This is a genomic window from uncultured Granulicatella sp. (assembly GCF_963528315.1).
GTDB lineage: Bacteria > Bacillota > Bacilli > Lactobacillales > Aerococcaceae > Granulicatella.
The window spans coordinates 1-19,800 of the sequence record NZ_CAURVV010000018.1; the positions used below are offsets into that span (position 1 = coordinate 1).

22 protein-coding genes are annotated in these 19,800 nt (G+C 34.0%); 20 read left to right on the top strand and 2 right to left on the bottom strand.

What is annotated here, in order from left to right:
* The first annotated feature begins 578 nt into the window (after nucleotides 1-578).
* The 19 genes from RYK07_RS05305 to RYK07_RS05395 all read left to right on the top strand — a co-directional run bounded on the left by RYK07_RS05305 (nucleotide 579) and on the right by RYK07_RS05395 (nucleotide 17,150).
* Entirely contained in the window at nucleotides 579-1,097 is a 519-nt protein-coding gene (locus RYK07_RS05305; RefSeq protein WP_314852769.1) for a ClbS/DfsB family four-helix bundle protein, read from the top strand.
* Between the two features lie 149 nt (nucleotides 1,098-1,246).
* Nucleotides 1,247-1,819, top strand: coding sequence for a serine O-acetyltransferase EpsC (epsC, locus tag RYK07_RS05310; protein ID WP_314852771.1), 573 nt, complete (start codon nucleotides 1,247-1,249; stop codon nucleotides 1,817-1,819).
* Complete coding sequence (gene cysS / locus RYK07_RS05315; protein WP_314852772.1) at nucleotides 1,803-3,215, top strand: cysteine--tRNA ligase; 1,413 nt, start codon at nucleotides 1,803-1,805, stop codon at nucleotides 3,213-3,215. The genes epsC and cysS overlap by 17 nt, the downstream gene beginning before the upstream one ends.
* A complete protein-coding gene (locus tag RYK07_RS05320) occupies nucleotides 3,200-3,622 on the top strand; it encodes a Mini-ribonuclease 3 (protein WP_399546422.1) in 423 nt (140 codons plus the stop codon). The genes cysS and RYK07_RS05320 overlap by 16 nt, the downstream gene beginning before the upstream one ends.
* Nucleotides 3,615-4,463, top strand: a complete 849-nt coding sequence (rlmB, locus tag RYK07_RS05325) for a 23S rRNA (guanosine(2251)-2'-O)-methyltransferase RlmB (protein WP_314852774.1) — start codon at nucleotides 3,615-3,617, stop codon at nucleotides 4,461-4,463. Before RYK07_RS05320 ends, rlmB begins: the two co-directional genes overlap by 8 nt.
* Nucleotides 4,464-4,473: 10 nt before the next feature.
* Entirely contained in the window at nucleotides 4,474-4,998 is a 525-nt protein-coding gene (locus RYK07_RS05330; protein WP_314852775.1) for an NYN domain-containing protein, read from the top strand.
* A gap of 266 nt (nucleotides 4,999-5,264) precedes the next feature.
* A complete protein-coding gene (locus tag RYK07_RS05335; protein ID WP_314852777.1) occupies nucleotides 5,265-5,471 on the top strand; it encodes a hypothetical protein in 207 nt (68 codons plus the stop codon).
* Nucleotides 5,472-5,622: 151 nt separating this feature from the next.
* Nucleotides 5,623-6,333: a response regulator transcription factor gene (locus tag RYK07_RS05340; RefSeq protein WP_314852778.1), complete on the top strand. Its 711-nt coding sequence runs from the start codon at nucleotides 5,623-5,625 to the stop codon at nucleotides 6,331-6,333.
* A gap of 3 nt (nucleotides 6,334-6,336) precedes the next feature.
* The gene (locus RYK07_RS05345; protein ID WP_314852779.1) at nucleotides 6,337-7,743 is read left to right on the top strand and encodes a HAMP domain-containing sensor histidine kinase; all 1,407 of its coding nucleotides are present in this window, start codon (nucleotides 6,337-6,339) and stop codon (nucleotides 7,741-7,743) included.
* 20 nt (nucleotides 7,744-7,763) lie between these two features.
* Nucleotides 7,764-8,390, top strand: a complete 627-nt coding sequence (locus tag RYK07_RS05350) for a VanZ family protein (RefSeq protein WP_314852781.1) — start codon at nucleotides 7,764-7,766, stop codon at nucleotides 8,388-8,390.
* Nucleotides 8,387-9,571 (top strand): class I SAM-dependent rRNA methyltransferase, encoded by a 1,185-nt coding sequence (locus RYK07_RS05355; protein WP_314852783.1) that lies wholly within the window; start codon nucleotides 8,387-8,389, stop codon nucleotides 9,569-9,571. The genes RYK07_RS05350 and RYK07_RS05355 overlap by 4 nt, the downstream gene beginning before the upstream one ends.
* A 579-nt stretch (nucleotides 9,572-10,150) precedes the next feature.
* Nucleotides 10,151-11,314, top strand: coding sequence for an ABC transporter substrate-binding protein (locus RYK07_RS05360; RefSeq protein ID WP_314852784.1), 1,164 nt, complete (start codon nucleotides 10,151-10,153; stop codon nucleotides 11,312-11,314).
* Between the two features lie 114 nt (nucleotides 11,315-11,428).
* The gene (locus tag RYK07_RS05365; protein ID WP_314852802.1) at nucleotides 11,429-12,301 is read left to right on the top strand and encodes a branched-chain amino acid ABC transporter permease; all 873 of its coding nucleotides are present in this window, start codon (nucleotides 11,429-11,431) and stop codon (nucleotides 12,299-12,301) included.
* Nucleotides 12,302-12,310: 9 nt separating this feature from the next.
* Nucleotides 12,311-13,276 carry a branched-chain amino acid ABC transporter permease gene (locus tag RYK07_RS05370; RefSeq protein WP_314852785.1) on the top strand — a complete coding sequence of 322 codons (966 nt, stop codon included), beginning with the start codon at nucleotides 12,311-12,313 and terminating at the stop codon, nucleotides 13,274-13,276.
* Nucleotides 13,273-14,046, top strand: coding sequence for an ABC transporter ATP-binding protein (locus RYK07_RS05375; RefSeq protein ID WP_314112773.1), 774 nt, complete (start codon nucleotides 13,273-13,275; stop codon nucleotides 14,044-14,046). Before RYK07_RS05370 ends, RYK07_RS05375 begins: the two co-directional genes overlap by 4 nt.
* A gap of 2 nt (nucleotides 14,047-14,048) precedes the next feature.
* Nucleotides 14,049-14,753 carry an ABC transporter ATP-binding protein gene (locus RYK07_RS05380; RefSeq protein WP_314403471.1) on the top strand — a complete coding sequence of 235 codons (705 nt, stop codon included), beginning with the start codon at nucleotides 14,049-14,051 and terminating at the stop codon, nucleotides 14,751-14,753.
* Between the two features lie 2 nt (nucleotides 14,754-14,755).
* Nucleotides 14,756-15,397 carry a CBS and ACT domain-containing protein gene (locus RYK07_RS05385; RefSeq protein WP_314852786.1) on the top strand — a complete coding sequence of 214 codons (642 nt, stop codon included), beginning with the start codon at nucleotides 14,756-14,758 and terminating at the stop codon, nucleotides 15,395-15,397.
* A gap of 152 nt (nucleotides 15,398-15,549) precedes the next feature.
* Entirely contained in the window at nucleotides 15,550-16,758 is a 1,209-nt protein-coding gene (locus tag RYK07_RS05390) for an aminotransferase class I/II-fold pyridoxal phosphate-dependent enzyme (protein WP_314852787.1), read from the top strand.
* A gap of 11 nt (nucleotides 16,759-16,769) precedes the next feature.
* On the top strand, nucleotides 16,770-17,150 hold the full coding sequence (locus tag RYK07_RS05395; protein ID WP_314852788.1) for a RidA family protein: 381 nt from the start codon (nucleotides 16,770-16,772) through the stop codon (nucleotides 17,148-17,150).
* A gap of 105 nt (nucleotides 17,151-17,255) precedes the next feature.
* Here the strand turns inward: RYK07_RS05395 and RYK07_RS05400 are convergent, their stop codons facing one another.
* Nucleotides 17,256-18,074 (bottom strand): undecaprenyl-diphosphate phosphatase, encoded by an 819-nt coding sequence (locus tag RYK07_RS05400; protein WP_314852804.1) that lies wholly within the window; start codon nucleotides 18,072-18,074, stop codon nucleotides 17,256-17,258.
* Nucleotides 18,075-18,239: 165 nt separating this feature from the next.
* Here RYK07_RS05400 and RYK07_RS05405 point away from each other — a divergent pair, with 165 nt between their 5' ends.
* Nucleotides 18,240-18,740: a PTS glucose transporter subunit IIA gene (locus tag RYK07_RS05405; RefSeq protein WP_314852789.1), complete on the top strand. Its 501-nt coding sequence runs from the start codon at nucleotides 18,240-18,242 to the stop codon at nucleotides 18,738-18,740.
* A gap of 50 nt (nucleotides 18,741-18,790) precedes the next feature.
* On the opposite strand, the gene RYK07_RS05410 is transcribed toward RYK07_RS05405, so the two are convergent.
* Nucleotides 18,791-19,795, bottom strand: coding sequence for a lactonase family protein (locus tag RYK07_RS05410; RefSeq protein WP_314852790.1), 1,005 nt, complete (start codon nucleotides 19,793-19,795; stop codon nucleotides 18,791-18,793).
* Nucleotides 19,796-19,800 lie beyond the last annotated feature (5 nt).

The window sequence follows — 19,800 nt, forward strand, 5'->3', positions numbered from 1 at the left end:
CAATTTTAGAATTAGGTCCTGTGACATTATCAGGTACAGCATTATGTGCATTAGCAGGGGTTATTTTGAACCTTGTGTTGCCGAAAGAAAACAGAAATTGACTTTTATTAAGTAGCGAAGGACGCCAGCAGCTTCGCAAAAGCGAATCTCATGGCTAAAAATCAAGCCTAAGGTCTTAATTTTTCCTGTACTAGAAGCCGGATAGGCTTCTAGTACTAACGCTACTTTGAAAAGTCATTTCTGTTTTCTACATATTTTTATGAGGGACGTATACAAGAAGGATTTATGTGATGTGGTGTGGGACGGAAGTCCCCTTGCTAAAAAAGAGTTTCTCATTTGAAAGTGTAAAAAAATCTCAAAGAACATTTAGGAGAAAGCAAGACCTTAAATATATCCAAGTGGAAATTTGAATTAATAACTTTGAGGAAAGAAAAAGACAGTCTGTATTCTCAAATCATAGACCTACGAAAAGAAGTTGAACAAGCTGAAAGAGTTAGACCTATAAAACTTGATAAGAATAAGATATAATATCATGGGAATATTAAGTGAAACAAATTAGATGTTGAAGAGGTGAGTGTTTGAGAGTATACGAAAATAAAGAAGAACTCAAATTTGAAATAAATAAAGCATTTGGTAAATATATTTCAGAATTTGAGGATATTCCGGAAAGGTTAAAAGATAAGAGATTTGATGAAGTCGATAGAACTCCTGCTGAAAATCTTGCTTATCAGGTAGGATGGACAAACTTAGTTCTTAAATGGGAGGAAGATGAAAGAAATGGACTTCAAGTAAAAACACCATCAAATGAATTCAAATGGAATCAACTTGGTGAATTATATCAGTGGTTTACGGATACTTATGCTCATCTATCTTTACAAGAGTTAAAGCTAAAGTTAAAAGCAAATGTTAATTCTATTTGTGTAATGATTGATTTGTTGAGTGAGGAAGAATTATTTAAGCCACATATGAGAAAATGGGCTGATGAAGCAACTAAAACAGCAGTATGGGAAGTATATAAATTTATTCATGTGAATACAGTTGCACCTTTTGGAACTTTCAGAACAAAAATCAGAAAATGGAAAAAGATAGCACTATAAATTCCAGTTTGTGTAATTGAATATAAGAGTTTTAGCAACAGTAAATCAAGAAAGGTTTACTGTTTTTTGTTTATTAATTTGAGATAGCGAAAAAACGGTAGAAAATATGCTATAATAAAAAAATAGTACAAGTAAAGGAGAGTGAGGAGATGGGACGTTTTCAAGAGGATATGGAAACCTATAAAAAGAACGATCCAGCTGCACGAAGTAGTTTAGAAATTGTTTTAACGTATCCAGGCTATCATGCGACAGTTATGCATCGATTAGCACATTGGTTACACACTACTTGCCGATGTAGACTTCTTGCTCGCATGCTGAGTACATTTAGTCGATTTTTTACTGGAATTGAAATTCACCCGGCAGCGCAAATTGGTCGTCGATTTTTCATTGACCATGGAATGGGAATCGTCATTGGTGAAACAGCGATTATTGGGGATGATGTGAAAATGTTCCATGGGGTTACATTAGGCGGAACAGGGAAACAAACGGGGAAACGTCATCCAACTATTGAAGATGGAGTATTATTGTCTGCTCATGTTCAAGTTATTGGACCAGTTACGATTGGAGAAGGTGCCAAAATTGGTGCAGCAGCAGTCGTATTATCAGATATTCCAGCTCATACAACAGCAGTAGGATTGCCTGCTAAAGTTGTTCGAATTCATTCAAAAGAAGAACAAGAAATCACAGAATTATATGGAGGAAATTATGATTCAAGTATATAACACTTTAACACGTCAAAAAGAAGAATTTAAACCACTAGAACCAGGTAAGGTAAAAATGTATGTTTGCGGACCAACGGTTTACAATTATATTCATATTGGAAATGCAAGAAGTACGGTTGCATTTGATACTATCCGTCGTTATTTTGAATATCGTGGATACGATGTGAACTATGTTTCGAATTTTACAGATGTGGATGATAAAATTATTAAAGCAGCGAATGAAACAGGAATGACACCTGAAGAAGTTTCTAAAAAATATATTGAAGCTTTCTATGAAGATACATCAGCTTTAAATGTTAAAAAAGCAACTTTAAATCCAACCGTTATGAATACAATGGATGATATTATTGCCTTTGTAAAGGAATTAGTCGAAAAAGAAGCAGCATATGAATCTGGTGGAGATGTATATTTCATCACTGAAAAGTTCAAAGATTATGGAAAATTAAGTGATCAAAGTATTCAAGATTTACAAGTAGGAGCTAGCCAAAGAACGGAAAGTGCAGATGATGCCAAAAAGAGAAATCCATTAGACTTTGCGTTATGGAAAAGTGCTAAACCAGGTGAAATTAGTTGGGATTCTCCTTGGGGCAAAGGACGCCCAGGTTGGCATATTGAATGCTCTGTAATGGCTACGAAACATTTAGGAGATACGATTGATATTCACGGTGGCGGACAAGACTTAGCATTCCCACACCATGAAAATGAAATTGCGCAAAGTGAATCAAAAACTGGACATCCATTTGCTCGTTATTGGATGCATAATGCCTTTGTAACAATGGGTGAAGATGGCGAAAAAATGAGTAAATCTCTTGGTAATTTCGTATTAGTTCACGATATTATTAAAGAAATTGATCCACAAATTTTACGTTTCTTCCTAGCAAGTGCGCACTATCGTAGACCGTTAAAATTCAGCGAGTCTTCATTACAAGAAGCAACAGCGAATGTGTCAAAAATCCAAACAACTTTTAGCAATACACGTTATCGTTTAGAACAGGCTGTTGAGTCATTAGAAGATGACCAAGATGTATGGGCTGGATTTGAAGCATTAGAAGGCAAATTCCAAGAAGAAATGGATGATGATTTTAATGCTGCTAATGGTATGACTGTTTTATATCAATTCGTAAAAGAATGGAATGTTTATTTAGAACGTGAAGCAGTATCCCGTGTTATTTTAGAAAAATTATTACAAAAAGCTGAACAATTATTTGCGATTTTTGGAATGAAAGAAGTTCAAGAAGAGTTAGTAGATGATGAAATTCAAGCATTAATTGATGAACGTTTAGAAGCAAGAAAAGCGAAAAACTTTGCACGAAGCGATGAAATTAGAGAATTATTGAAAGCTCAAGGAATTGTGTTAGAAGATACTGCTCAAGGAACAAGATGGAGAAGAGTATAATGGAAATCATTAAAGATTGGCATTTATTAAATGGATTAACATTAGCTTATATGGGTGATGGCATTTATGAATTATATATTCGTCAACATGTGTTAAGAACTGGGAAGACGAAACCAAATGTTTTGCATCGTGAAGCTACTCGTTATGTTTCTGCCAAGGCTCAAGCGAATTTAATTCAACAAATGTTGGATAGCGAGTCATTTTTAACAGAAGAAGAATTAGAATACTTCAAACGTGGAAGAAATGCGAAGAGTCATACTAAGGCAAAAAATGCGGATGTCATTACGTATCGTATGTCTACAGGATTTGAAGCAATGATTGGCTATTTATATTTAAGTGGACAAAAAGAGCGATTAGATGAAGTGATTGCATGGTGTATTCAACAAGTGGAGGAAAAACATGGCTAGACAAGAAAAAAATTCGAATCGAAAAAAAGGAAGTCAACCAAAGGGCTTCAAAAAAGAGGCTAAAGCACCTCGTCCAAAATATACACCGGAAAGTTCTTCAAATGAACAAGAGTCCACAGATTTTGTATATGGACGTCATGCAGTAAGAGAAGCTTTACAACAACCAGAACGTGTGAATAAATTATGGATTCAAGAAGCTTTATCTGGAAAAGAAATTACACCGATTATTGATTTAGCAAAAGAATATCGAATTCAAATTCAAAATGTTCCGAAAGCTAAATTACAAGATCTTGTTGGGGAAGTTGTCCATCAAGGAGTTGTTGCTTCCATTGCAGCATATGAATATGCGACTTTAGAAGATGTTTTTGAAAAAACTCAGGAAAAAAATGAAGATCCGTTTATTTTAGTTTTAGATGGAATTGAAGATCCGTATAATTTAGGAAGTATTTTACGTACTGCAGATGCTACGGGAGTTCACGGTATTATTATTCCGAAGAGAAGAAGTGTTTCTTTAACTTCTACTGTAGCAAAAGCTTCTACAGGGGCTATCGAGCATGTTCCCGTTGTTCGTGTGACGAATTTAACTCAAACGATTGAACAATTAAAAGAACGTGGAGTTTGGGTGTTTGGAACAGATATGAAAGGGACGGATTATCGTCAATGGAATACAAAAGGTCCAATTGCGATTGTGATGGGGAATGAAGGAAAAGGAGTATCTCGCATTGTTAAAGATGCCGTAGATGAGATGATTACGATTCCAATGACAGGACATGTTCAAAGTTTAAATGCAAGTGTCGCAAGTGCTTTAATGATGTATGAAGTTTTCCGTTCTCGTCATTAATAGGTGATTTATGAAGAAACAATTATATATTATTGATGGATATAATATGATTGGAGCTTGGCCTGAATTAGTGAGTTTAAAAAAACAAGGTGATTTAGAAAGTGCTCGTGATTTACTCATCCATCATTGCGCTAATTTTAGAAAATTTGAACATGTTGAAGTGTGGATTGTTTTTGATGCACAATTTGTTCCAGGAATTACTCAGTCGTTTGAATCTTCTCAAGTGAAAGTTATTTTTACAGCAGAAGATGAAACTGCAGATGAATATATTGAGAGAACCGTTAGTGAAATGAATACGCAAGTTATTCAAGTGTCTGTAGCAACGAGTGATTTAGCAGAACAATGGATCATTTTTCAAAAAGGTGCTTTAAGAAAATCTGCAAGAGAATTTTTTAAAGAAATTCAAAGAAGTAAGAAGAAACAAGATCAATTATCTAGACAATATCAAGAAATTTCCAGACGTCGCTCACCATGGAGTGATGAACAAATGGATAAATTGAATATTTTACGATTCAAATTACAAGAAAAAGATTGAAAGTTTTTAGGTGAGAAAGAGCTAAGAGGTGGAACTTAGCTCCTTTTTTATTTTTAAGAAAGTAATCGTTTACAAAATGAATTTGTTGCAGTACAATTGAATCGAAATATAGAAGTTATATAACAGGAGGTTTGTTTATGGGAATGTAAGTTGTAATGACTGGCTTATTAGGTGTAATGCAAAATATCAAATGCTAAAGATTGACGATATACAGAGTTTGTAAAATAGGATGCAATGATTGAACATGAAGATTGGGGGAGAACAACATGAAAAAGATAATCACTTTATTACTAGGAATGTTGGTATTTACTTTAGGAAGTTCGATTGTGTTGGCAATGGAAAGTGAGATTTCAGATCCAAGACCTAGTGGAGTTTTTTTTGTTGAGGATTTTTTAGCGATGATGATTGTGGGAGTCGTGTTCGTTATTATTGTTGGGGTCATTTGTTGGAAAATTTTCAAAAAACGTCATTAAATTACTACTAAAGCTATAATAAAGCGAAAATTCTGAGGCGACTTCGGTCGTCTCTTTTTTCATCTTCACAAAATCTTCATACTTTCTAGTTAACGGATTCATAAAATTAAGGTATACTAAGTATAAAATGATCCAAAAAGGGGGAAGTAAGATGCATATTTTAATGATTGAAGATACAGAAGCAGTATGTGAAATGATGGAAATGTTTTTTGAAAAAGAAGGTTGGACAGCGGAATTTTATCATGATGGGAAAGAAGGTTATGATGCATTTGTAAATAATCAAGACAAATGGGATCTAGTGATTTTAGATTTGAATTTACCTTCAATGGATGGTATGCAAATTTGTCGTCAAATTCGTCAAATGAATGAGCAAGTACCAATTGTCATGTTAACAGCAAGAGATTCAGAAAGTGACCAAGTTATTGGTTTAGAAATTGGAGCAGATGATTATGTTGCAAAACCATTTAGCCCCTTAACAATGATGGCGCGAATTAAAGCATTACATCGACGTATTGGTCGAGGAACTTCTAGTGAAGCTCCAACAAGTTCAGGGCAATTTGATATTGAAACAAAACACGTTTCAATTAATACAAAAACTCATGAAGCTTTTATTGATGGCGTGAAAATTGATGGATTGACTCCGAAAGAGTTTGATTTATTAGTCTTAATGGCACAACATCCTCGTCAAGTTTTCTCAAGAGAACACTTATTAACGAAAATTTGGGAAGATCCTTTCTTTGGTGATGAGCGTACGATTGATGCACATATTAAAAAATTACGTCAAAAAATTGAAGCAGTTGGACCTCATGTTATTCAAACGGTATGGGGTGTTGGATATAAATTTGATGATAGTGGGATTTAGAAGATGAAATATTTTTACCAACAATTAGTAGGATTTTTATCAGTTGTATTAGTATCCGTTGTTGTTTGTGGATTATTGTTTTATAATGTCATGACGAATAAAATTTTTTTACAGCGGTCGCAACAACTATTTGGATATGCCAAAGCGATTTTAGTAAATGATTTAACAGCTGAACAAATTAATAGCAGCTTATCTTTATTGAAAGATGAACATTTAGGAGTTGCGATTTTTGATAAAGATAATAAAATGACTTATCCAGCAACCGTATTAAATGTTAAAAGTTCATTAACGGATGATGAATTACAACATCTTCAAGATGGTTCTGCGGTTAATATGAAGCAAACAAAGCATAATTTTGTGGGAGAAGCAGCAGATTTAGTAACGATTTATTATCCAATTTTTAAAAATCAAACTTATAATGGTTTTTTAGCAATTTCTAGTCCATTAAGTCGGATTGAAACGGAAATGGCGGAATTAAGAAATTCGATTTTAGTAGGATTTTCTTCAGCAGCAGTTGTAGGAGTGATTCTGAGTGTCTTATTTGCCAACTATCAAACAAGACGAATTAATCGCTTGAGAAAAGCGACTCACGAAATTGCAGAAGGAAATTATGATATTTCACTGCCTACTCAAAAACGAGATGAGTTCGATGATTTAGTAATGGACTTCAATAAAATGGCAGAGTCATTACAGAAATCTGAACAAGAAATTGAACGACAAGAGAATTTAAGACGTCAATTAATGATGGATGTAGCTCATGAGATGAGAACACCACTGACAACAATGAATGGATTATTGGAAGGATTAATTCACCACATGATACCAGAGTCTCGCCGTGAGAGAAGTTTAGAATTAATTACGAATGAAACGCAACGCTTGATTCGATTAGTGAATGAGAACCTAGACTATGAGAAAATTCGTTCCGATCAAATTGTATTAGTGAAACAAAACTTCTCAGGTGCAGAAGCTTTACAAAATGTTGTTGATCAATTACAAGAATTAGCTAAGAATAAAGGGAATGACTTACGCTGTGAATGTCCAGAAGACTTTACAGTTTATGCAGATTATGATCGCTTTATTCAAATTTTAGTGAATATGACGAAAAATGCGAACCAGTTTACGGATAAAGGTCATATTCTCATTAAAGGTTGGAATGAAGATTCGAATGCCATTGTGCAAATAATTGACGATGGAATTGGAATTAGTAAAAAAGAAGTGGAAGCAATCTGGGAAAGATTTTATAAAGCAGATGTTTCAAGAAAGAGTACAAAATATGGAGAGTCTGGAATTGGCTTAGCGATTGTTCATTCATTAATGAATAGTCATCATGGAACAATTCAGACAGATAGTGAAGTTGGAAAGGGAACAACATTTACACTTACATTCCCTGGAAAAAAAGAAAAGGAATAAGGAAAGGGATGAATCGGGAAATGTTTTTTTTAGAACCAATCTATCAATGGTTAGAACAATTGTTGGACGGACGAATAAATCATTTCCCTTTAATTCGTCTTTTAATGAATAGTATCGATCATGCTCTTATATTCTTTATAGGATGGCTAGGAGTATGGTCGATTTCTCTCTTATTTAGAAACTATTACAAACAAACGATTGATTGGAAATTAGAGAGTTATCTTCATTTATTTATTTTTTATTTACTCGTATTATTAAATGTTACGATTTTTCGACAATCAAGTATTTTTAAATTGATGACAGTTTCACCACGACCGTTGCAAGAAATTTATTGGATACCTTTTGTAGATAGTGTAAAATTGTTTACACACGGATCTTTATTTGCAGCATATTATAATGTGTTTGGGAATATTATTTGGTTTATGCCAATTGGTTTATTTTGTGGGATTTTATTAAAGGAGAAGAGTTATTATAAACTATCTTTTTGGGCTGGTTTATCCATCTCTCTTTTAATAGAAATAAGTCAATGGTTATTTTCAACAGGTGTTACTCATATTGATGATGTGATTTGTAATGCATTGGGAAGTGTTTTGGGATATTGGTGTTATAAAAAATATGAAGAGAGAAAAAGGAGATTAGAATTATGAGAGAAATCATTTTAAAAACAAAAGCCGCAAAATTAGTGAAAAAGGGGTCTCCTTTATTAAATCAAGAAGATTTAGCAAAACCGTTGGAAGCAAAAGAGGGCGAATGTGTCCGTGTTTGTGATGAAAAAAAAGAATTTTTAGCAATGGCTTATGTAGGATTTCAACATAAAGGAATCGGCTGGATCTATTCTAAAAAAGATGGTGAGAAATTAACACCTCCATTCATAAAAGGAATCTTCCAAAAAGCTGCACAAAAACGTTCTGCTTTAATGGGGGATGAAAGTACAACAGCTTTTCGATTGTTTAATGGAGAAGGAGATGGACTTGGTGGAATTACGATTGATTGGTATGATGGATTTGTCGTTGTTTCATGGTATAGTGCAGGGATTTATCAATGGAAAGAGTTAATCATAGACCAATTGCAAGAAGCGATTCCAAGTATCCAAGGTGTTTATGAAAAGATTCGTTATGCTTCAAAAGAAAAATTACCAGAAAGTCAATTTGTAAGAGGAGATAAGTCGAGCGAGCCATTAATTGTTCAAGAAGAAGGAGTTCGTTATGCAACGTATCTTGATGAAGGATTGATGACTGGAATCTTTTTAGATCAGCGTGAAGTTCGTACATTATTAAGAGATGACTATAGTGCAGGAAAAACGATTTTGAATTTATTTAGTTATACGGGTGCGTTTTCTGTTGCTGCAGCAATGGGTGGTGCGGTTCAAACGACCAGTGTGGATGTTGCTAATCGCAGTTTAGAAAAGACTCGAGAACAATTTGAAGTGAATGGGATAGATGCATCTGAGCAGAAGATTTATGTGATGGATGTATTTGATTATATTAAATATGCTGCAAAGAAAGATTTAACGTTTGATACGATTGTGTTAGATCCTCCTAGTTTTGCTCGTACGAAGAAGAGAACTTTTTCAGTTGCAAAAGATTATGCTAGTTTAGTGGAGCAGTTAGTTCCGTTAACGGCAAAAAATGGGAATTTAATTTTGTCGACGAATGCGGCAAATGTTTCAGAGAAGCAATTTTTAGAAATGATTCATAAGGGGCTTCGTTCTTCTGGTAGAAGATATCGTTTAGCACATCAGAAGAAATTGCCGATGGATTTCCCAGTGGCGCCATGTACGCCGCTGAGTGATTATTTGAAGGTTGTTTTTGTGGAATTGGAGGCGTAGGAATAGACTTCCAGATGTAGTAGTAAAAAGGACGCCAGCAGCTTCGCTTGTGCGAATCTCATGGCTAAAAATCGAGCCTAGGTCTCGATTTTTCCAGTAATAGAAGCCACACGAGTTGTGGCTTCTATTACTTTTACTACTACGGGAAGTCTATTCCTACTTTTTTGTATGAGGGAGAGTACGTAAAGGGATGGGATTTCCAGATGTAGTAGTAAAAAGGACGCCGGCAACTTCGCTTGTGCGAATTTCATGGTTAAAAATCGAACCTAGGTCTCGATTTTTCCAGTAATAGAAGCCACACGGGTTGTGGCTTCTATTACTTTTACTACTACGTGGAAGTCTATTCCTACTTTTTTGTATTGGGGGAGTGTGTGTCAAGGAATGGGAATTCTACTTCCTTTTCATGAAAAATTACAGATTTCACAAAATGTAAGCGTTTAGTTGTCATGAATTAAAAAACAATTAAAAAAAGTTTAAAAATTTTTCAAAAAAATTTAAAAAAACAATTGCGTGAATTGTCAGAATATTATATAATCTTCTCATCACTTAAAAAAACAGATTATGAAATGAGGGATTATGATGAATTTAAAAAAATTTGGATTAGGATTGGTATCAGCAGCAATTTTAGCAGGATGTAGCGCAGGTGGCGCATCAAATGGAAACACAGTAAAACTTGGAGGTAACTTCGAGTTAACAGGTAATGTTGCCGCTTATGGTTCAGCTATGGATAATGCTGTTAAATTAGCCGTTGAACAAAAAGGAAAGTTATTAGATAAAGAATTAAAATATGTTTCTTACGATAACAAATCAGAAAAAACAGAAGTAGCTTCTGTAGCTAAAAAATTAGTTTCTGAAAAAGTTGTTGGGGTTGTCGGACCTGCTACAACAGGAGATGCTCAAGTTTCAATTCCAATCATGGAACAAGCAAAAATTCCAGCTGTATTCCCAGCGACAACAGGGGACGGTATTACATTAAAAGATGCGAAAAACCCAGAATCAGTATATGACTACATCTTCCGTGTATGTTTCTCTGATAATTATCAAGGGGTTGTAGGTGCAGGATTTGTAAGCCAAAAATTCCCAAATGCTAAAGTAGCAGTATTACAAGACTCAGCAAGTGATTATTCAAAAGGTTTAGCAGAAGCATTCGAAAAAACATATACAGATGCTAAAATCGGTGGACAAATTGTTGCGAAAGAAACTTATCAATCAAAAGATACAGACTTCCAAGCAGTATTAACTTCACTAAAATCAAAATCATTTGATGTATTATATATCCCAGGATATTACGAAGAAGTTGGTTTAATCATCAAACAAGCTCGTGAATTAGGAATCACTCAACCAATCGTTGGTGGAGATGGATTATCAAGTGAAAAATTAGTAGAATTAGCTGGTAGCAAAGCTAACTTAACAAATGTCTTCTATACAGCTCACTTCTCAGCTAAGAGTACAGATGCAGATGTTCAAGCATTCATTAAAGCATATAAAGAAAAATATAATACAACACCAGATTCATTCTCAGCTTTAGCATATGATGCAGCACAATTATTAATGAAAGCTATTGAAAAAGCTGGTTCAACTGATGCTCAAGCAATTAAAAAAGCTTTAGCAGAATCTACAGATTTTGACGGTGTTACTGGTACATTCACAATGGGTAAAGATCATACTCCTCTTAAATCAGCAGTTGTTATCGAATTCCAAAATGGTGAAGAAGTAAGTGCCAAAGAATATTCAGCACAATAATGAATAAAAATTTAGAAAAGAGAGGCAGTTAGCCTCTTTTTTCACATGATAGGAAAATTAAGAACAATATCAAAAAAATTGGTTAAAAAGAGAAAGGAGCTTAAAATGGAGCTATTGATACAACAATTAGTCAATGGGATTGCGTTAGGTAGTATTTATGCCTTAATTGCACTTGGCTATACAATGGTTTATGGAACAATTAAATTAATCAACTTCGCTCATGGTGATGTTTATATGATGGGTGCATTTGTTGGTTTTTATGCAATGAATGGATTGGGGTTAAATATTTTCTTATCTCTTCTATTAGCAATGGTTAGCTGTGCTGTTTTAGGAGTTGTTATTGAGAGAGTTGCATACAAACCTTTAAGACGTTCGACTCGAGTTGCTGCTTTAATTACAGCAATTGGGGTTTCATTTTTACTTGAAAATGTGATGAGTTATCTTTTCGGAGCAGAAATTCGTCCATTCCCATCTGATTTTGGAACAACAAACTATACTTTATTTGGTAATATTACGATTAATGGAAAGCAAATTTTAATTTTTGCTACAACAGTCATTTTAATGGCACTATTACAATTTATCGTTCATTATACAAAAATGGGGAAAGCAATGCGTGCGGTTGCGGTAGATGAAGATGCAGCTCAATTAATGGGGATTGATGTGGATCAAGTAATTTCATTTACATTCGCATTAGGTTCAAGTCTTGCAGGGATTGCAGGGGTATTAGTTGCTTTATACTATAATACATTCTCAGCAACAATGGGGATTGTACCAGGATTGAAAGCTTTCGTAGCTGCGGTATTAGGAGGAATTGGAAGTATTCCGGGTGCCATGATTGGTGGATATGTCATTGGTTTATTAGAAACTTTAGTTAGCTATTTAGGATTCTCTCCATATAAAGATGGAGTAGTTTACTTCCTATTATTTGTTATTTTATTAGTATTACCAGCAGGCTTGTTTGGTAAAAATGTTAAAGAGAAAGTGTAGGTGAGAAACATGCAACGATTTCATCAGAAAAATCTTATTTGGTTAGCTTCTGCAGTATTAGTCTATTTATTACTTCAAGTGTTAGTTCAAGTAGGAGTTATTAATTTCTATTATGAAAGTACTTTTATTAATATCATGATTAATATTATTTTCGCAGTTGGATTAAATTTAATTTTGGGGGTTGCAGGGCAATTCTCACTTGGTCATGCTGGATTTATTGCGATTGGTGCTTATAGTGCTGCTATTATCGGGAAAGCGGTTAGTGGTTTAGCGGGTTTATTTGCTGGAATGGCAGTCGGTGTAGTCATTTCAATCGTGCTTGCTTATTTAGTTGGGTTACCAACGCTTCGTTTAAAAGGGGACTACTTAGCAATTGCAACATTAGGAGTTGCGGAAATTATTCGTGTAGCCTTAAATAATATGAAAATTACAAATGGTGCTGCAGGGATTAGCGGGGTTCCATTAACAACAACATGGACTATTGTTTATATCGCATTAGTTTTAATAACTATTTTAGTATTAAACTATGCTAATAGTAGTGAAGGCCGCGCGACTTATGCAGTATTACAAGATGAAATTGCAGCAGAGTCAATGGGGGTAAATGTTACTCGCTATAAAATGTTAGCTTTCATTATTGGAGCAGCTACAGCAAGTATTGGGGGAACATTAACAGCGACTTATTTAGGAACTGTAACACCAAGTGACTTCACATTTATGAAATCAATCGATGTATTAATTATTGTTGTATTCGGAGGAATCGGTAGTTTTACAGGTTCATTTGTAGCAGCGATTTTACTTGGAATTATTAATACATTCTTACAACCATTTGGACAATTACGTATGATTATTTACGCAGTAGCGTTAATATTAATTATGATCTTCCGTCCAGGTGGATTATTAGGAACTTGGGAATTCCGTTTCGGTACATTCTTAAGTAATAAATTGAAGAAAAAAGAGAAAGGAGAAACAGAATGAGTTTATTAGAAGTAAAAGGTTTAACAAAAAATTTCGGTGGATTATCAGCTGTTTCGAACGTTTCTCTTAAAGCTGAAAAAGGAGAATTGATTGGATTAATTGGACCAAATGGTGCCGGTAAAACAACATTCTTCAACCTTTTAACAGGAGTATATGTTCCAACAGAAGGAACGATCGAGTTAGAAACTGAAAATGGTAAAACATTATTAAATGGAATTGCACCAAATAAAATTACAGAATTAGGATTAGCACGTACCTTCCAAAATATTCGTTTGTTTAAAGATTTAACAGTATTAGAAAATGTTATGGTAGCAATGCATGCACATAAAGGGAATTCATTATTTTCAAGTTTATTCAGAACAAAAGCATATTATGAAACAGAAAAAATGATGAAAGAAGAAGCATTAGAATTATTAAAAATCTTCAATTTGGAATCATTTGCTCAAGATAAAGCGAAGAACTTAGCTTATGGACAACAACGTGAATTAGAAATCGTTCGTGCCTTAGCTACAAAACCAAAAATTTTATTTTTAGATGAACCTGCTGCAGGGATGAACCCACAAGAAACAGCAAATCTAACAAAATTAATTGCACAAATTCAAGAACAATTTGGATTAACCGTTGTATTAATTGAACATGATATGTCATTAGTAATGGAAATTTGCCAACGTTTATATGTATTAGAATATGGAAGATTATTAGCACATGGAACACCAGAAGAAATCAAGAAAAATCCTGATGTTATTCGTGCTTACTTAGGAGGAGAGTAATCATGTTAGAAGTAAAAGATTTAAGCGTACATTATGGCATGATTCAAGCCGTTAAAGATGTAAGCTTCACAGTTAACGAAGGAGAAATTGTTTCTCTGATTGGTGCCAATGGTGCTGGAAAATCAACCATTTTAAAAACTTTATCAGGTTTAGTACGTCCAAGTGCTGGAACGATTGAATATTTAGGGCAAGATATTACAAAATTAGCTGCTAAAAAAATTGTTTCACTTGGGTTAGCACAAGTTCCAGAAGGTCGTCACGTATTTAGAGGACTTTCCGTTAAAGAAAATCTTGATTTAGGAGCATTTTTACGAAATGATAAAGAGGAAATTCAAAAAGACATGAAAGCAATCTTTGAGAGATTCCCAATTTTAGAAGAACGTAAAAATCAAGACGCTGCGACATTATCAGGTGGGGAACAACAAATGTTAGCAATGGGACGTGCATTAATGACTCGTCCGAAACTATTATTATTAGATGAACCATCAATGGGATTAGCACCAATTTTCATTAAAGAAATCTTTAATATTATTCAAGAAATTCAAAAACAAGGAACAACTGTATTACTAATTGAGCAAAATGCGAAAATGGCATTATCAATTGCATCAAGAGGGTATGTATTAGAAACAGGATCTGTGGTATTATCAGGTACAGGTAAGGAATTACTTGAAAGTGAAGATGTTCAAAAAGCATATTTAGGGGGATAATCATGGAAGTAAAAGATTATATGTCAACAAACTTAATAACCGTTGAACCAACAACAACTGTTATGAAAGCATTAGATTTAATGAAAGAACATGATGTGCATCGTCTTCCAGTCGTTGAAGGAGACAAATTGGTAGGATTATTAACAGCTGAATTAGTCGCTCAAAACTCACCTTCAATGGCAACAAGTTTAAGTGTGCATGAATTAAATTACTTATTAAACAAAACAACTGCTAAAGATATTATGTTGAAACAAGTCATTACTGTAAAACCAACTGCTGTCTTAGAAGAAGCCGCTTCTATTATGAGACAACAAGGAATTGGCGTTTTACCAGTTCTTGAATCAAGAGGAAACTTAGTAGGAATTATTACTGATAAAGATATTATGGATGCGTTCATTGATATTTCAGGATATAATACTCCAGGGTCTCGTTTATTTATTGAAATTAATGAAGACAAACCTGGTCCATTAGAAGACATTTCAAATGTTTTACGTGACAATAATGTCAATGTCGATACAATTTCTGTGTACCACCGTGAAGGAAAAGTACAAGTAGTACTTCACGTAGATTCTGAAAATCCAGATGAAGTAGCAGACTTTATCGCACAAAGAGGATATAGAATTATCTCATCAATGAGAAAATAGAAAACGAATCATAGACTTTTCCAATGTGGCAGAGAATTTTGCGACAGGAAAAGTCTTTTTCTTTGGTTCAGTATTAATAGTAGCTTTTCTTTTTTCAAGAGCAGTTTTCTGCTATACTAGTACTACTACATTAGATGGGAAGGATGAAAAAGATGAAATATGATTTTACAACAGAGATCAACCGTCATGGGAAAGATGCGATGGCTGTTGATGGATTAGGATTAATTCCAGGGAAAGCACCAAACCCACCTAAGGAAGGCTTTGATGTAATTCCGATGTGGATTGCAGATATGAATTTTGCGACAGTTCCAACAGTCATTCAAGCGATGAAGGAACGTTTAGAGCATCCAGTTTTTGGATATTTTATGCAACCAAAAGATTATTATAATGCCATTATTCGTTGGCACCAATTTCACCATCAAGTGGAAGGATTAACAGCTAAACATATTGGATATCATAACAGTGTGTTAGGAGGAGTGGTTTCAGCCTTAAATTCTTTTGCTTCCCCAGGTGATTCTATTTTAGTGCATAGCCCGACGTATGGAGGATTTACAGAAGTTTTAAAAAATAATGGTTTTAATATTGTATTAAGCCCACTAGTGAAAGATGAAGAAGGTGTTTATCGTATCGATTATAAAGATATGGAAGCAAAGATTCGTAAACATCATATTCATGTATCGATTTTCTGTTCACCACATAATCCAACAGGTCGTGTTTGGAATCGTGAAGAATTAGAAAAAGTAATGGCAATTTATCAAAAACATGATGTCACAGTTATTTCTGATGAGATTTGGTCTGACTTAGTGATGCCAGGAGTGAAACATATTCCAACTCAAAGCGTATCTGAAGATGCGAAGAATCGTACGATTGCTTTTTATGCACCAAGTAAGACATTTAACTTAGCTGGTTTAGTAGCTGCTTATCATATCATTTATAGTGATTTATTAAGAGATAGAGTGAATGCAAAAGGTAGCAAGTCTCATTATAATGTGATGAATGTACTATCAATGCATGCGTTAATGGGCGCATATCAACCAGAAGGTTATGAGTGGTTGGAAGAATTAAGACAAGTGTTATATCAAAATATGACGTATGTTTGTGACTACATTCGTGATCATTTTGAAGGAGTGTCTGTGACAAATACAGAAGGAACGTATGTGATTTTTATCGATTGTAAGGAATATTTAGAAAAAAATGGTATTACGATTGATGAATTACAAAAACGAGGATCAGATGTGGGAGTGGCTTGGCAAGATGGTAGAATCTTCAATGGTCCAACTCATATTCGGTTAAATGTAGCATTACCATTTACAAGAATTCAAGAAGCTTGTGAGAGAATGAAAAAATATGTATTTATTTAAAGGAGAGAAATATGAAAAAAATTATTCATACAGATAAAGCACCAGCAGCAATTGGACCTTATTCTCAAGGAGTATTATGTTCAGGAAATTTCTTATACGTTTCAGGACAATTACCAATTGTTCCAGAAACTGGAGAATTTGCAGGAGAAGATATTGTTAGCCAAACACATCAATCATTGAAAAATATTCAAGCAATTTTAGAACAAGCTGGAATGAGTTTAGAAAATGTTGTTAGTACAACGATTTATTTAAGTGATATTAATCATTTCCAACAAATGAATGAAGTTTATGCAACTTATTTCAAAGAAAATTGCCCATCACGTGCTGCTTTCCAAGTAGCAGCATTACCAAAAAATGCACTAGTAGAAATCCAAGCAGTCGCTTGTCAATAATGTGTGTGAAAAAACAGCCAGCAGAAAATTCTGCTGGCTGTTTTTAGCCAAGAGACCGAAGGGCTACTGGCGTCCTAATACTACAATAAAATGACTTTTTGATTATTATTTCAAAAAGAATGAACTAGCTAATACGATAATCCCTAGAATAATACGATACCAACCAAATGCTTGGAAATCGTTGTGTTTTAAATAGCTCAATAAGAATTTGATAACAATTAGTGAAACGAAGAAAGAAACTACTGATCCCACTAATAAAATAATCAATTCTGCACTTGTATAGTGGAATCCAAATTTTAATAATTTAAGTCCACTAGCTCCAAACATAATTGGAATACTCATGAAGAAAGAAAATTCTGTCGCAACAAAACGATTTGTTCCAACTAATAATCCACCTAAAATGGTAGAACCTGAACGAGAAGTTCCTGGAATTAAAGCTAGAGTTTGGAATAAACCAATTTTAATGGCTGTTAAATAATCCAATTCTTCAAATGAATGAATACGAGGCTCCACTGTTTTATGACGACGCTCAATCACAATAAATGCAATCCCGTAAACAATTAAGGTTGTTGCAATGACGATTGCTTTATTAAAGTATTCATCCATAAAGTCATTTAATAATAATCCACCAACGATAGCAGGAATACAACCAATAATCACTTTTTTCCATAGTTCAATTGTAGCTAAAAATTCTTTGCGAGTTTTTTTACCTTCAAATGGATTTAGTTTATTAAAGTATAAAATCACAACAGCAAAAATAGCACCAAGTTGGATCACTACATTAAACATATCTTGAAATTTCGGACTTACATCCAATTGTAAAATTTCATTTGCTAAAATTAAATGCCCTGTACTACTAATCGGTAGCCATTCAGTTACCCCTTCAATAATTCCTAAAATTATTGTTTTAATGATCTCAATCATTGTAATCAAAATATCACTCCTTTATTATGTCTGAATGTAAGTATAAAGGTTTACGAGTAAAATTTCTATAAAAAACTAAAAAAATATAAAAGGAATAAGGTTTTTATTAATAAAAAATAAAGAAATATGTTATACTAGCGGTAAATAAATAGAGAGGATGATTAGATGTTCGGATTTTTCAAAAAGAAAGAAAAAAAACAAGTGACTCCTGAATTAGAATTGTTTGCAGTTGCAGAAGGAGAAGTAGTGGCAATCACAGAAATTAATGATCCAGTATTTTCTCAAAAATTCATGGGAGATGGTTATGCAGTATTACCAACTTCTGGAGTCATTACTTCACCAGTAGTGGGAGAAGTCATTAATGTTTTCCCAACAAAACATGCTGTAGGAATTAAAACAGATAATGATGTAGAAGTGTTACTACATATGGGAATTGATACTGTTGAATTACAAGGAGCTCCTTTTGATACAGTTGTAACTGTAGGGCAACGTGTCGATCAAAATACAGTCATTTCTACTGTAGATTTAGAAGCGGTAAAAGCAGCTGGAAAAGATACACCAATGATTGTAGCTTTAACAAATATGGATAAAATTGCAAACTTATCTATTACAACAGGAAATGCATCAGCATCTTCTAAAATTGGTGAAGCGACAGTTAATTTATAATCATGAAGCAAGAAACTCCTCTGAGATTTTCAGAGGAGTTTTATTTTTTTCTAAAATGGTATGACACAGACAACTTCTGGAGCGAAGAAGTCTTTTTGACAAAGGGTTAAGGTTCCTGTTTCGCTGTCACGTTCATAAAGAGTTAAATTGTCGGATTCTTGATGTCCAATGATAATAAATCTTTCATCCTTACTTAAGTGGAAATCACGAGGAATACTTCCAAAAGTATCATAATCAGCTACGAAAGTTAGTAAACCTGTTTCTTCTTTCACTTGGAATACATAAATGCGATCATAACCACGGTTGCTTGCATATAGGAATTTTCCATTTTTTGTTAGATGAATTGCACCACCCCATGCTTGTTGTTCTGCTGTTGTTAATAAGTGTTGTTCAATAAAAGTAAAGCTTCCAGTTTCAGCATCATAGGATAATACTTCGATACTTGCGTTGAGTTCACAAATTAAATACGCAATTGGAAGAGTAGGATGGAAAGCTAAATGACGTGGACCTGCTCCTTTTCTACTATTATAAGTAGAAACACGTTGAAGTTTTTCTCCATCTTGTTGATAAGTAGCTACAATGTCACTTCCTAAATCACAGACTACAATCCATTTTTCATCAGGAGTGTAGTCCGTATAGTGAACGTGAGGTTGGTTCTCTTCAAGTGAAGGATGAATAACTCGGTCCACTAATGTCACTGCTGCATCGAATTTGTAGGAAGAAACATGTCCTTCGTGATAATTAGCCGCTAATAAATGATTCGATTCTTTATTAAATGCAATATAGCAAGGAACTGCTGTTGTATCATGATAGTGAGAAACTTTTGTTAATGTTTCTGCTTGTGTTGTGTTGAATACAGTAATTCCACCTGTTTCTTCTTTTGAAACTGCTGCTAATAGTGAATGGTCAGCGTTTAAAGCTAAATATGTTGGATTTTCGATTTCTGCTTCTAAAGTTAAATTTGAAAATTGTTTTTTTTCAGTATCTAATTGAACGGAATAAATTCCTTTACTCACACGTTTGGTATAAGTACCTAAATAGAATTTTTCAGTCATATCAA